This window comes from Pseudomonas vlassakiae (assembly GCF_014269035.2).
GTDB classification, from domain to species: domain Bacteria; phylum Pseudomonadota; class Gammaproteobacteria; order Pseudomonadales; family Pseudomonadaceae; genus Aquipseudomonas; species Aquipseudomonas vlassakiae.
The window spans coordinates 223444-237525 of record NZ_JABWRP020000006.1; the positions used below are offsets into that span (position 1 = coordinate 223444).

General features: G+C 63.1%; 9 protein-coding genes. All 9 read right to left on the minus strand.

Annotation, left to right across the window (positions count from 1 at the left end; genetic code table 11):
* Positions 1–137 precede the first annotated feature (137 nt).
* The 9 genes from HU738_RS10705 to HU738_RS10745 all read right to left on the minus strand — a co-directional run bounded on the left by HU738_RS10705 (position 138) and on the right by HU738_RS10745 (position 14079).
* Positions 138–3074 carry a DUF748 domain-containing protein gene (locus tag HU738_RS10705; protein WP_186601132.1) on the minus strand — a complete coding sequence of 979 codons (2937 nt, stop codon included), beginning with the start codon at positions 3072–3074 and terminating at the stop codon, positions 138–140.
* 79 nt (positions 3075–3153) lie between these two features.
* Positions 3154–4023 carry an oxygenase MpaB family protein gene (locus HU738_RS10710; RefSeq protein ID WP_186601133.1) on the minus strand — a complete coding sequence of 290 codons (870 nt, stop codon included), beginning with the start codon at positions 4021–4023 and terminating at the stop codon, positions 3154–3156.
* Positions 4024–4065: 42 nt separating this feature from the next.
* Positions 4066–6000 (minus strand): acetate--CoA ligase, encoded by a 1935-nt coding sequence (gene acs, locus HU738_RS10715; RefSeq protein ID WP_186601134.1) that lies wholly within the window; start codon positions 5998–6000, stop codon positions 4066–4068.
* 119 nt (positions 6001–6119) lie between these two features.
* Complete coding sequence (gene pgi / locus HU738_RS10720; protein WP_176509692.1) at positions 6120–7784, minus strand: glucose-6-phosphate isomerase; 1665 nt, start codon at positions 7782–7784, stop codon at positions 6120–6122.
* A 142-nt stretch (positions 7785–7926) separates the two neighbouring features.
* The gene (gene panC, locus HU738_RS10725; RefSeq protein WP_054885625.1) at positions 7927–8790 is read right to left on the minus strand and encodes a pantoate--beta-alanine ligase; all 864 of its coding nucleotides are present in this window, start codon (positions 8788–8790) and stop codon (positions 7927–7929) included.
* On the minus strand, positions 8787–9587 hold the full coding sequence (gene panB, locus HU738_RS10730) for a 3-methyl-2-oxobutanoate hydroxymethyltransferase (RefSeq protein WP_186601135.1): 801 nt from the start codon (positions 9585–9587) through the stop codon (positions 8787–8789). Before panB ends, panC begins: the two co-directional genes overlap by 4 nt.
* Positions 9588–9849: 262 nt before the next feature.
* Positions 9850–10329: a 2-amino-4-hydroxy-6-hydroxymethyldihydropteridine diphosphokinase gene (folK, locus tag HU738_RS10735; RefSeq protein WP_186601136.1), complete on the minus strand. Its 480-nt coding sequence runs from the start codon at positions 10327–10329 to the stop codon at positions 9850–9852.
* On the minus strand, positions 10326–11717 hold the full coding sequence (locus tag HU738_RS10740) for a polynucleotide adenylyltransferase PcnB (RefSeq protein ID WP_186601137.1): 1392 nt from the start codon (positions 11715–11717) through the stop codon (positions 10326–10328). Before HU738_RS10740 ends, folK begins: the two co-directional genes overlap by 4 nt.
* 919 nt (positions 11718–12636) lie before the next feature.
* Entirely contained in the window at positions 12637–14079 is a 1443-nt protein-coding gene (locus tag HU738_RS10745) for a sigma-54-dependent transcriptional regulator (RefSeq protein WP_054885621.1), read from the minus strand.
* Positions 14080–14082 lie beyond the last annotated feature (3 nt).

Here is a 14082-nt window from a genome sequence, read left to right on the forward strand (position 1 = left end):
GTGGGAGCGGCCTTGCGTCGCGAAAGGGCCGCAGAGCGGCCCCCGGATTTCAGCTTGGTACACCTATTTCTGGGGCCGCTGCGCGGCCCTTTCGCGACGCAAGGCCGCTCCCACAGGTCCGCGTTCGGGTCAGCTGATCATTCAGCATCCAGGTGCATCGGCGTTACCACCCGTCCATCACTCTCAGCCTGCCCCAGGTTGGTATCGATGAAGTAGACCCGGTCATCCTCGAGCTTGCCCTTGTCAACAAGGTAGTCCTTGATGCTGCTGGCCCTTTCCTGGCCAAGGGTGCGCAGCAACGCAGGGCTTTCAGCCCACGACTTGATCACCGCCTCGCGCAGCTTGGCGGTGCGCTCGTCACGGCTCAACTGCTCCCACTCGGCGGGAGGTTGTTGCTTCAGGCGGGTCCGGTAGATGCCTTCGAGCATCGCCGGCTTGTCGCGCTCATCGACCTGCAGCATCGAGGCATTGGCCGGTACCTTGTCGCCACGGCGTTGCAGGATTTTGTACCAGTTCGCCTGGTATTCACGTTCCAGGCGTTGCTGAGCAATCAAGGGGCCGTCGCTGCTCTGGGCACTGGTGCCTTCGATCTCCAGGCGAAGCTCCGGGCGCTCCTTGAGTGCGGATGCGAGCTTGTCCAGTGCCGATTGCGCATCGCCACTGAGCTCACTGGAGCCTGGGGCGAACGCCACGGTACCGAGGTCTTCCGAGCCGCCACCGGCAATCAGCCCACCGATGAACTTGAACGGCGCCTGCGCCGCACGCAGCACCAGGTTGCGCAGGGTCTGCCAGACGATCGGCATGACGCTGAACTGCGGGTTGTTCAAGTCACCGGAAACAGGCAGTTCAATGGAGATCCGCCCCTCAGTGTCTTTCAGCAGCGCGATCGCCAGGCGGATCGGCAGGTCCACGGCGTCCGGGCTGTCGACCTTCTCACCCAGTTGCAACTGCTCGACCACCACCTTGTTCTCGGCCTTGAGCTGACCGTTGGTGATCAGGTAATGCAGGTCAAGGTTCAGCCGCCCCTTGCGGATGCGGAAGCCGGCGAACTTGCCGGAGTAGGGCGTCAAGGTGGTCAGTTCGACGCGCTTGAAGCTGGTGGCGATATCCAGGCTGGCCAGCGGGTTGAACGGGTTGAGTGCGCCCTTGATGGTGACCGGGGCATAACGGTCGACCTTGCCTTTGACGTCGACCTTGGCCGGGGTCGGCTTGCGGTTGTCGATGGTGCCTATCCGGCCATTGAGCTGCTGGATGGCGGTGGCAAAGTTCGGGGTGAGGGTCAGGTCGGCGAAGTTGGCCGAGCCATCGTTGATGTCGATCTGGCCGATGCGGATGCCTAGTGGCTTGCCGGCATTGGCACTGGCCGGCTTGGCCGGGCTGCTGGCAGGCGCGCCGGCCGGTTGCGGGATCAGCAGGTCGTCGACGCTGGTGGTGCGGTCTTCGTTGATGATGAAGCGTGCGTAGGGCTGCAGCAGGGTCACCTTGTCGATCGACAGGGCATCACCGTGCACGTACGACAGGCCATCGACGTTCACTTGCTGCCATTTGACGAAGTCACGGCCCTTGATGGTGTCCAGGGTGTGCAGCTGGTTGACCTGAGCCTTGCCTGCAACGCTGAAGGCCAATGGCTCGGTGCTCGTGAGGTTGACCTTGAGGTCGCTGGCGAGCATGCCACTGCGCAGCTCAAGGCGAATGTACGGGCTGATGTAGGCCTGGGCGACGCGCAGGTCGATGTCACGGGTACTGACATCGAGCTTGGCCGTGACCGGCGCCAGATTCACTTCACCTGCCGCCTGCAGCTTGCCTTGCTTGCCAATGCCGGTGTCGAGCTTGAGGGTGAATGGCGACTGGTTGAGGCTGTCGAAACCTTGCATATCGAGGTTCAGCGGGCCCACGTCCAGCGCCACCGGCTCCTTCTGGCTGCGGTCGGCGAGGTGAGCCTGATAGTTGCGCAGCTGCACGTCCTTGAGCAGTACCTGCCAAGGCTTGCTCGGCGCTTTCGCGGCTTTTTCATCTGCGCTGGGCTCGGCAGTCGCCGGCTCGGCTTTTTCCTTCGGGGTGGGCTTGGCCGGCTGGCTGGCGAACAGCTTCTGCCAGTCGAGCTGGCCGTCCTTTTCCAGGGCTGCCCAGGTTTCCAGTTTTTCGCTGCGGACTTTGCCGACGGTGACCAGCTGCCTGGCCAGGTCGATGGACGTCTCACTCACCTCCAGGTTGGCCAGGCGCACCAATGGCCGGCCATCGGGCGCCTTGATGGCGAACGGCGCGACCTTGACCGAGGTGTTGTCCAGCAACAGCTCGGTTTCCTTGGACAGGTTGAGCGTGTAATGGGTGTCGAGGTTGACCACGCCGTCTTCGAGCACAAGGGGCAGGGCATCGCGGACATAGGGCCAGAACAGCTTCATCTTGCCGTCGGTGACTTTCAGTGTGCCTTTCGAGGCGATCGGCGCCAGGCTGAGGGTGCCGTTCCAGTCGACGCGGCCACCATTGGGACCGAGCGCCACCAAGGTCATGTCGGCGTTGTCGTCGGGCAGGGTACTGAGATTCTTCAGCTCCAGGTTCATGTCGTCGTAGAGAAACTCGATCGGTTCGCTCGGGCGCACGTCCTCGAAATGCAGGTAGCCGCCGCTGATCTTGATGCTATCGATACGCAGCGGGAAGGGATCGCCGGCGGGCGCGTCCGGTTTGGGTTCGCTGGCTGGCAACTTGAACAGTTGGGTCAGGTTGAGTGTGCCGTCCTTGGCGAACAGCACCTCGTTGCGGGGCTTGTCGAGCTCGATCGCCTGCAGGTGCAGTGCGCGTTTCCACAGGCTATCGAGCGCCAGGTTCGCGTATAGCCGTTCGAAGCCGACCTGCTCCTTGCCGGGCTCGCCGAGTTGCAGGCCCCACAAGGTCAGCTCGAGGCTGAAGGGGTTGAGTTCGATGCGTTGCAGATGCGCTGGCACGGTAGCGTATTGCGCCAGCTGCTGGTTGGCGATCCGCAAGGCGACACCAGGGAGGATGAGGAAGCCGAGCAGGCTGTAGAGGGCCACGAGAGCCAACAGGGCGCCGAGGGCGCGAGTCAATCCTTTGTACATGTGTCGCTTCGTCTGTCTAAGCAGGAGTGCTTGGAGTATGGCACGTTAAATCGGTTCCGCTGAGGCGACCAGTTTCCCCTCACTCGATACCCATGCGCCGCCTGGCCCGGTGCGCCGAACCGTCACGCATGGCCCAGCGCAGGATCGGTGCCGTGCGCTGCAGGCCAAGGCGGATCATCTGTCGTTGCAGCGGCCCCTGTTGAAGGCCGAGCAGGGCCTGGGCCCAGTCCGGCAGCAGGTCGATACCCGCCTGCAGCATCAACTTGCCCACTGGCTCGGCAAGGCGACTGGGTGCGGGGGCTTCGAGCAGTATCCCGACCACTTCCAGGCTACGGGCGCTGCATTGCAGCTGTGGGCGCATCTGCTGCAGATAGTCCTCGACCTGTTGGCAGGAGCGTGGCACCCCACGGGCACCGAGGCGTTCGGCAATCAGGGCGATCTCGGCGTAGTAAGCGTCCTGATCGGCGCGTGACAGTTGCGGGTCACGGTAGCGCAGGTGGGCAGCAAGGAAGCTGCTGACTTCGGCTACATGCACCCAGGTCAGCAGGTCTGGGTCGCTGGCAGCGTAGGGACGACCGTCAGGTGCAGTACCGGTCACCTGCACGTGGATGGTGCGCACCTTGTCGATCAACCACTCGGCATCACGGGTGGAGCCGAACGTGGTGCCGGAGATGAACTGGCTGGTGCGACGCAGGCGACCGAGCAGGTCTTCGCGAAAATTGGAGTGGTCCCACACCCCGGCCAAGGCCAGCGGATGCAACAGTTGCAGCATCAGGGCACTGATCCCACCAACCAGCATGCTCGGAAAGTCGCCATGCACCCGCCAGCTGATGCTGTCGGGGCCGAACAGGCCGGGGTCGCCCTTGGGGGATTCAAGGTCGAGCTGGCCGAGGGCCAGCCCGGTGAGGCTCATGACCTGGGTTTCGATGCGTCGGCGTAGGGCTTCCATGGCGTCCTGTGCGTCAGGACGGCCAGGGAACGTGGCCGCCCGCTATTGATTGAGGCGTTTGTCGATCAGGCCCTGGACTACGCTCGGGTCGGCCAGGGTCGAGGTGTCGCCGAGATTGTCCAGTTCGTTGCAGGCGATCTTGCGCAGTATACGCCGCATGATCTTGCCCGAGCGGGTCTTGGGCAAGGCCGGGGCCCATTGAATCAGCTCTGGCTTGGCGAAACTGCCGATCTCCTTGCTGACCAGCGCCAGCAACTCGGCCTTGAGCGTATCGTCCGGGGTAATGCCATTCATGGGCGTAACGAAGGCATACACGCCCTGGCCCTTGAGGTCATGCGGGTAGCCGACCACGGCAGCCTCGGCGACGTTGTCGTGCAGCACCAGCGCGCTTTCCACCTCGGCGGTGCCGATGCGGTGCCCGGAGACGTTGATGACATCATCGATGCGGCCGGTGATCCAGTAGTCACCGTCGGCATCGCGGCGGGCGCCGTCACCGGTGAAATAGTAGCCGGGCATGGGTTTGAAGTAGGTGTCCACCATGCGCTGGTGGTCGCCGTAGACGCTGCGTATCTGCCCTGGCCAACTGGCCTTGATCACCAGCAGCCCGGCGCCGGGGCCTTCGACCAGTTTGCCTGTTTCATCCAGCAGCGCAGGTTGCACGCCGAACATCGGCTGGGTGGCGCAGCCGGGCTTGAGTCGTTGTGCCCCGGGCAGCGGCGTGAGCATGATGCCGCCGGTCTCGGTCTGCCACCAGGTGTCGACGATGGGGCAACGCTTTTGTCCGACCTCTTCGAAATACCATTCCCAGGCTTCCGGGTTGATCGGCTCGCCTACGCTGCCGAGCAGGCGCAGGCTTTTGCGCGAGGTTCCCTGCAGCGGCGCCGAGCCTTCACGCATCAACGCACGCAGCGCAGTGGGCGCGGTGTAGAAGATGTTCACCTGATGTTTGTCCACCACCTGCCAGAAGCGCGAGGTGTCTGGGTAGTTGGGGACGCCTTCGAACATCAGCGAAATCGCACCGTTGGCCAGCGGCCCGTAGACGATGTAACTGTGACCGGTGACCCATCCAACGTCTGCCGTGCACCAGAACACCTCGCCGTCGCGGTAATCGAACACCACCTTGAAGGTCATCGCTGCCTGCAACAGGTAACCAGCGGTGCTATGCAGCACTCCCTTGGGTTTGCCGGTACTGCCGGAGGTATACAGGATGAACAAGGGGGCTTCGGCGTCCATCGGTTCGGGCGGGCAGTGGTCGCCGGCCTTTTCGGTCACTTCGTGATACCACAGGTCGCGGCCTTCGCTCCAGGCGACATCGCCACCGGTACGACGCACCACGAACACGCTGCTGACCGCAGGGCAACTGCTCAGGGCCTTGTCGACGTTCTGCTTGAGCGGGATGCGTTTGCCGCCGCGTACGCCTTCGTCGGCGGTGATCACGGTGCGGCAGTCGGCATCGAGAATGCGGTCGCGCAGGGCATCTGGCGAGAAGCCGCCGAACACCACCGAGTGGATGGCACCGATGCGTGTGCAAGCGAGCATGGCATAGGCGGCTTCTGGAATCATCGGCATGTAGATGCACACCCGGTCGCCCTTGTGTACACCTCTTGCCTTCAGCGCATTGGCCAGGCGGCAGACCTGGCGGTGCAGCTCGCGGTAGCTGATGGCCTTGGAGTCCTTGGGGTCGTCACCCTCCCACAGCAGGGCGGTTTGCTCGCCGCGCTGTGCCAGGTGACGATCGATGCAGTTGAAGCTGACGTTGAGCTGGGCACCGTCGAACCAGCGGGCCTTGCCGGTCTTCAGGTCGCATTGCTGCACGCTCGACCAGGGTTTGGTCCAGTCCAGGCGTTTGGCCTGTTCGGCCCAGAAAGTGTCGGGATCATCGACCGACTGGCGGTAGAGGCGCTGGTAGTCGTCGGGGGAAAGGCTGGCGGACTGGCTGACGGCCAAGGCCTGGGGATACTGTCTGATATCGAACATGGCGGGTGGTCCTGCTCTTGTCGGAGGGACGGCAGCGGCTATTCGATGGACAGTGTAGCTGGAGTGGTGTTCAACCGACCCGGCCTCTTCGCGGGTAAGAGGCCGGGTCAGGCGTCAGATCAGCCGCGGTGACGGCCGCGGAAGTAGTTGATCAGGCCTTGGGTGGAACCGTCTTCGGCGCTGTCTTCAAGGCTGCCCACAAGACGTTGGTATACGCCTTTGCCCAGCTCCTTGCCCAGCTCGACGCCCCACTGGTCAAAGGCGTTGATGCCCCAGATCACGCTTTGCACGAACACCTTGTGCTCGTACATCGCCACCAGTGCGCCCAGGCGGCGCGGGCTGATGCGTTCGACTACCAGGGTGTTGCTCGGGCGGTTGCCCGGAATCACCTTGTGCGGCGCGAGCTTTTCGATGTCCGCGTCGTTCAGGCCCTTCTGTCGCAGTTCGGCTTCGGCTTCTTCACGGGTCTTGCCGAGCATCAGCGCCTGGCTCTGCGACAGGCAGTTGGCGTACAGCCACTGATGGTGGTCCGCCACCGGGTTGAAGCTGACCACTGGGACGATGAAGTCGGCCGGGATCAGCTGGGTGCCCTGGTGCAGCAACTGGTGGTAGGCGTGCTGGCCGTTGCAGCCGACGCCGCCCCAGATCACCGGACCGGTATCGGTCTTCACCGGGGTGCCATCCTGCAGCACGCTCTTGCCGTTGGACTCCATGTCCAGCTGCTGCAGGTGCTTGGTGATGTTGCGCAGGTAATGGTCGTACGGCAGGATCGCGTGGCTGCTGGCGCCCCAGAAGTTGCCATACCAGACGCCCAGCAGGGCCAGCAGCACGGGCATGTTCTTGTCGAACGGCGCGGTCTGGAAGTGCTGGTCCATGGTGTAGGCACCGGACAGCAGTTCCTTGAAGTTGGCGGTCCCGATGGCCAAGGCGATCGGCAGGCCGATGGCCGACCACAGCGAGTAGCGCCCGCCTACCCAGTCCCACATCGGGAAGATGTTCTCTTCACGCATGCCGAAGGCCACGGCAGCCGCCTTGTTGCTGGAAACCGCGATGAAGTGACGGTACAGCTCGGCTTCCGAGCCGCCTTGAGCAAGGTACCAGGTGCGCGCGGCCGTCGCATTCTTCAGGGTCTCGAGGGTGTTGAACGACTTCGACGAGACGATGAACAGCGTGGTTTCGGCGCGCAGGTTGGCCGACAGTTCGTGGAATTCGCTGCCGTCGATATTGGCCAGGTAATGGCAACGCACGCCGCGCTGGGCGTAAGGCAGCAAGGCTTCAGAGACCAGCTCGGGGCCGAGGAATGAGCCACCGATGCCGATGTTGACCACATCGGTGATCGGCTTTTCGCTGTAGCCACGCCACAGGCCGTCATGGATTCGGCCGACCAGCTCGGTAATCTGGTTGAGTACCTTGTGGACTTCCGGCATCACGTTGACACCGTTGACGTTGAGCTTGTCGCCGACCGGACGGCGCAGCGCAGTGTGCAGCACCGGACGGCCTTCCGAGGCGTTGATGATCTCGCCGCTGAACATCGACTTGATCGCATCCTGCAGGCCAACCTGTTCGGCCAGGCTGACCAGAAGACCACGAGTTTCGTCGGTGATCAGGTTTTTCGAATAGTCGAGGAACAGCCCGCAGCTGCTCAGGGAGAACTGGTCGAAGCGCTTGGCGTCGGCGGCAAAGGCTTCGCGCATGCTGAAGCCTTGCATGGCGTCGCGGTGTGCTTGCAGGGCCTGCCAGGCAGGCAGGGCCGTAACATCGTGGGGTGTACGGTAATACGCCATTGCGCGGAATTCCTTGATGCGAGATGTGCCTTGGACAGGGCAGTCATTGCCGGGTTCAGGCTGGCCATCATTATAGGCAAAGGCCGCGCGCAGGGAATGGGTATGCAGGGGGAATTTGGGGCTGCGAAGCAGCCCCGGAAGGTTATGCGGTCTTCTCGTCCAGATGCAGATACAGGTTGTCGATCAACCGGGTGTTACCCAGGTAAGCAGCAACCAGGATCACCAGGTCCCGGTCACCGAACGCTGCCGGGCGCAGGTTCACGGCATGGCGCACTTCCAGGTAATCAGGGCGCAGGCCGGCAGCGCTCAGCTGTGCCTTGCCTTGCTCGATCAGTGCGGCGAAATCCACCTGGCCGCGGCCGAGCGCCTCACCGATCTGCTGCAGGGTGCGATACACCACTGGCGCCGTGGCGCGTTGCTCAGGCGTCAGGTAACCGTTGCGTGAAGACAGCGCCAGGCCATCTTCGGCGCGCACGGTCGGCTCACCGATGATCTGGATCGGCATGTTCAGGTCGCGCACCATGGCGCGGATTACCGCCAGTTGCTGGTAGTCCTTTTCGCCAAACACGGCCAGGTCTGGCTGGACCATGTTGAACAGCTTGCTGACCACGGTCGCCACGCCTTCGAAATGCCCAGGGCGGCTGGCACCGCACAGGCCTTCGGACAGGTTGGGCACGCTGACTCGGGTTTGCACGCTCATGCCGTCCGGGTACATCTCTTCCACGGTGGGTGCGAACAGCAGGTTGCAACCGGCCTGCAGCAGGCGCTCCTGGTCGGCGGCGAGGGTGCGCGGGTATTTGTCGAGGTCTTCGTTGGCACCGAACTGCAAGGGGTTGACGAAGATGCTGGCGACCACGAAATCGGCACGTTGGGCAGCCTTGGTCACCAGCGCGGCATGGCCGCTGTGCAGGTTGCCCATGGTCGGCACGAAGCCGATGCGCTTGCCTTCGCCGCGTGCACGAGCGACGGCGGCACGCAGTTCGCGGACGGTCTTGACTGTGTTCATGCGCTGAATCCGTGTTCGGCAGCGGGGAAGGCAACGTCTTTGACGGCCTTGACGTAGGCGGTGAGGGCGCTCTGGATATCGGGCTGGCCTTGCATGAAGTTCTTCACGAACTTCGGCACCCGGCCACTCAGCGACAGGCCGAGCATGTCGTGCAGGACCAATACCTGGCCATCGGTGGCGCTACCGGCACCGATGCCGATCACCGGGATGCTCACTGCCTGGGTGATTTCTGCGGCCAGTTCGCTCGGTACGCATTCGAGCAGCAGCATCGCCGCGCCGGCTTGCTCCAGCGCAATGGCGTCGGCGCGCATCTGCCGGGCTTGCGCTTCCTGACGGCCCTGGACCTTGTATCCGCCCAGGACGTTGACGGTCTGCGGCGTCAATCCCATGTGCGCGCACACTGGCACGCCGCGTTCGGCCAGCAGGTGGATGGTTTCGGCCAGCCAGGCGGCGCCTTCTAGCTTGATCATGTGGGCGCCGGCCTGCATCAGCGTGGCGCAGTTGGCAAACGCCTGCTCGGGAGTGGCGTGGGCCATGAACGGCAGGTCGGCGAGGATCAGCGCGCCATCATTGCCGCGTTTGACGCAGGCGGTGTGGTAGGCCATCTCTGCGGTGGTGACGGGCAGTGTGCTGTCATGGCCCTGCAGGACCATGCCCAGGGAGTCGCCCACCAGCAACACGTCGACGCCAGCCTGGCTGCAGGCCTTGGCGAAGGTTGCATCGTAGCAGGTCAGCATGGTGATCTTTTCACCCTTGGCCTTGAGGCCATGCAGGGTGGTCAGGGTTACTTCAGGCATGTAGGAAAATCCTCGTTCAGGCGCTGTGAAAAACGACTGCATACAACGCGCGTAGTCATCTTCCGGAGCGGCACATCATCGCGCGTGATGTTCGGGCACAGGTCCGTCCGGGCCTAAATACGGGTATGCGGCACTTTGGTGCCACACGGGACGCCTATAGTCGTGAGCGAGGTGGGGGAAGTCAATCACCCTGTTACCGCATTGTTACTAACAGGGTGTTACTGGCGTTACCGTGCCTGGGTGAATATCGCAAACGCCCGGTTTACAGGCGTTCCAGGCCGACGAATGGGCAGGCTTCGAGCAGTTGCGCAAGGGTACGGCCATCGGCCAGGCAGAAGTCGTCTGCGACCAGTTCGGCCAAGGGGTACAGCACGAAGGGGCGTGCATGCATGTGGTAGTGCGGCACCTGCAGGCGTGGCAGATCGATGACCTGGTCGCCGAACAGCAGGATATCCAGGTCGAGGGTGCGCGGGCCCCAGCGTTCCTTGCGCACACGGCCCTGGTCGTTCTCGATGGCTTGCAGGGCGTCGAGCAGTTGCAGCGGTGCCAGGCTGGTATCGAGGGCTGCTACCGCGTTGGTGTAACGCGGCTGGCCGGGCAACAGCGAGTCGCTGGTGTACAGCGCCGAAGCGACCGCCAGGCGGCTGTCGGCAATCTGGTCGAGCGCCTGCAGGGCGCTGCGCAGTTGTTCTGCGGGCGCGTCCAGATTGCTACCGAGGCCGATGAAGGCGCGCGTGGTCACTCGAACGCCTCGTCACCGCCGCTGCGCTTGCGCTTGCCGCCACTGCGCTTGCGTTTGCGCGGGCCGCCAGCAGTGCCTTCGTCACGGCTGCCGAGCTCACGAATCATCTCGCGGCGCTCGCTGTCGTTGGCATCCTGGTAGTCGGTCCACCACTGGCCGAGGTCGTCGGTTTCTTCGCCGGCGCTTTCACGCAACAGCAGGAAGTCGTAACCGGCACGGAAACGAGGGTTGTCGAGCAGCAGGTCGGCACGCTTGCCACTGCGTCGCGGCAGGCGTTCCTGCATGTCCCAGATCTCGCGGATGGGCAGGGTGAAGCGTTTCGGAATGGCGATGCGTGCGCACTGCTCGGCGATCAGGTCGTGGGCTGCACCGTTCATGGCCGGGATAGGCGGCACGCCTTGGCTCTGCAGGTGCAGCACACGGCCTGGCAGGGCTGGCCAGAGCAGGGCGGCGAACAGGAAGGCCGGGGTCACCGGCTTGCCCTGCTTGACGCGCAGGTCGGTGTTGTTCAGCGCCTGGCTGATCAAGGTGTGGGTGTAGGTCGGACGCTCGTCCAGGGCATGGGCACTGGCCGGGAACAACGGTTCGAACAGTTCCAGGTCGACCAGCATTTCGAAGGCGATGGCCCCTTGGCCGGAGAGGAACAGCTTCAGGCATTCCTCGAACAGGCGTGCGGGCGGGATCTCGCGCAGCAGTGGTGCCAGTTTGCGGATCGGCTGGAAGGTGTGCTTCTCGATGCCGAAGTCGAGCTTCGCCGCAAAACGCACCGCGCGCAACATGCGTACCGGGTCTTCCTGGTAGCGGTGGGGCGGGTCGCCGATCAGACGCAACAGGCGGTTGCGGATGTCGTGCACGCCATTGGCGTAGTCGAGGATGCGCTCGCTGACCGGATCGTAGTACAGGGCGTTGATGGTGAAGTCGCGGCGCTGCGCGTCTTCTTCCAAGGTGCCGTACACGTTGTCACGCAGAATGCGGCCACTGGCGTTGTGCGACGAACGGTGGCTGTCACTCTGGTCATCTTCGGAGTGGGGCGCGCGGAAGGTGGCGACTTCGATGATCTCACGGCCGAAATGCACGTGGACCAGCTTGAAGCGCCGACCAATGATGCGCGCGTTGCGGAACTCGGCACGCACCTGCTCGGGTGTGGCGCTGGTGGCGACGTCGAAGTCCTTGGGCGTGATGCCCAGCATCAGGTCGCGGACGCAGCCACCGACCAGATATGCCTGGTAGCCCGCGCTCTGCAGGCGCTCGACGATGTTCACCGCGTGCCGGCTGAACTGGTGGCGCTGCAGCGAGTGTTGGCTCTTGTTGATCACCTCTGGCGTGGTGCGCCGGTGGTGCTGGCCCGGTACGGGAGGGCGGAACGACTGGAACAGCTTCTTCAGCATGGGATGCACTGTTTGAAGGAATGTTCGGCCAAGAATAGGAGAATGGCCGCATGATGGGCGGGGATTCTAGCATTTACTCGGGGAATGGTGTAGGCGGTAGCAGGAGACCCTGCCGAAGGGGGAGAACGACAAGGGGAGCCTAAGCTCCCCAAGAAGTCGTTGCGTGCTCTTATTGTTTTTTTACTGGGCTTCTTGTTTTTGTTGAGTGCCCTGTCCACAAATCTCGAAGCTTGTGGACGACCCCCAATCCAGGGGTAAAGAGCAAACGGATTGCTTTGGTCGCTGATGTCATGCTGATCGTTCGATCCAACCAGTTCAGGCGCTGCTTTCAAGTGCAGTTTTTGTTGTTCTCTGCCTGGTCGTGGGGCAAGCCCCAAACACGCATCCTCTCCAAAAGAATCAGTTAGCTGCGCCTCCGCCGTCTTGTTCTTATTGTGCGTGAGCCGTTTCGTCTTGTTCTTATTCTGAGTTGCTGTGCTTGTTATTGTTCTTGTACCAGACATATAGCAGGTGCCGTGCCAACTTTTCGAAACTCAATGAAATCAAGGGCTTGAAGCGGATTGGTCGATTTCGTCAGCTCGAAAATGCAGGATTTTCGTTACCGTACACCTCGGGAACTGTTACGCCGCAAAGGTTGGGTAACAGATTTGTGCGGGAGCGGGCTTGTTACCTAGGGGGGGCGCGACATCTTTGTCGCCTGTGAGATCGAGCGCCGCTGCGCGGCGCATCGCGGATAAATCCGCTCCTACAGTGGCCATGCCTGTGAGGCCATGGTTGTCAGCTCTGCATGTAGGGCTCTCGTCATGGCCAAGGCAGGCGACCATGGCGTCACAGGTTCAATAGATGTGGAGCGGATTCATCCGCGATGCGCCGCGCAGCGGCGCTCGATCTCACAGGCGAGAAAGATCTCGCGGATTACTCAGTTGTCGCTGGTGGCGTTGCTCTTGCGCCGCGGGATGCCGAGGCGCTGGCGCCGTTCCCACAGGCACTTGCGGCTGACGCCGAGCTTGCGTGCCAGCTCGGTCTCGGTCATGTGGTCCTGGTGCTCAAGCACGAAGTGCTGGAAGTAGTCCTCCAGCGACAGGTCTTCGGTCGGTTCATGGCTGGCACTGCTGGCGCTGGCCGCGACCAGCGCATTGTCGAGGATGTCATCCTCCTCGAGGTCGCTCAGCTCGATGTCGATGCCCAGCATGTCGGCGGAAATCTCCGCACTCTCGCTAAGGATCACCGCACGCTCCACGGCGTTTTCCAGTTCGCGCACGTTGCCCGGCCAGCTGTAATGACGAATGGCTTGCTCGGCCTCGGCCGAGAAGTGCAGGTCGTCACGGCCGATGCGCGCGCTCTGGCGGGCGAGGAAGGCGTTGGCGATCTCGTTGACGTCACTGCCGCGCTCGCGCAGGGCCGGCAACTTCAGGGCGATCACGTGGAGGCGGTAATACAGGTCTTCGCGGAACTGCCCGGCCTTGGCCAGGTTCTTCAGGTCGCGGTGGGTCGCGGCGATCAGGCGCACGTCGACTTTTTGCGACTGTACCGAACCGACCCGGCGAATCTCGCCTTCCTGCAGCACGCGCAGCAGGCGTGCCTGGGCTTCGAGCGGCAGTTCACCGATTTCGTCGAGGAACAATGTGCCACCGTCGGCGGCTTCTACCAGGCCAGCACGGCCGGCACTGGCGCCGGTGAATGCCCCTTTTTCATGGCCGAACAGTTCCGACTCGATGAGGGTCTCCGGAATGGCCGCACAGTTCACCGAAATCATCGGCGCCTTGGCGCGCCGTGACAGGTTGTGCAGGGCGCGGGCGACCAGCTCTTTGCCGGTGCCCGACTCACCCTGGATCAGCACGTTGGAGTCGGTCGGTGCCACCTTGCGGATCTTGCTGTACATGTCCTGCATGGGCGGGCACGAACCGATGATGCCGATCTCGCCATTGGCGGCGGCACCTTTGTCGGCTGGCGCGGCCTTGCCGTTGGCCCGTGGCTCGGCGGCCGGGGCCGGCGCGGCTGCCGGCGCGTTCTGGCGGTCGCGCAGGATGCGCGCCACGGCCTGAAGCATTTCATCGTGATCGAAGGGTTTGGCGATGTAGTCCACCGCGCCCATCTTCATCGAGTCCACCGCCGAGCGCAGGCTGGCGTAGCTGGTCATGATCAGCACCGGCGTGCCCTGGCCAAGCTTGATCAGCTCGGTGCCCGGGGCACCCGGCAGGCGCAGGTCGCTGACGATCAGGTCGAAGGTGGCAATGCTGAAGCGTTCCTGGGCTTCCTGTACCGAGCCGGCTTCGCTGACCTGGTACTGATTGCGTTCGAGCAGCCGACGCAGGGCCGAGCGGATGATGGTTTCGTCTTCGACGATCAGAATGTGCGGCATTGA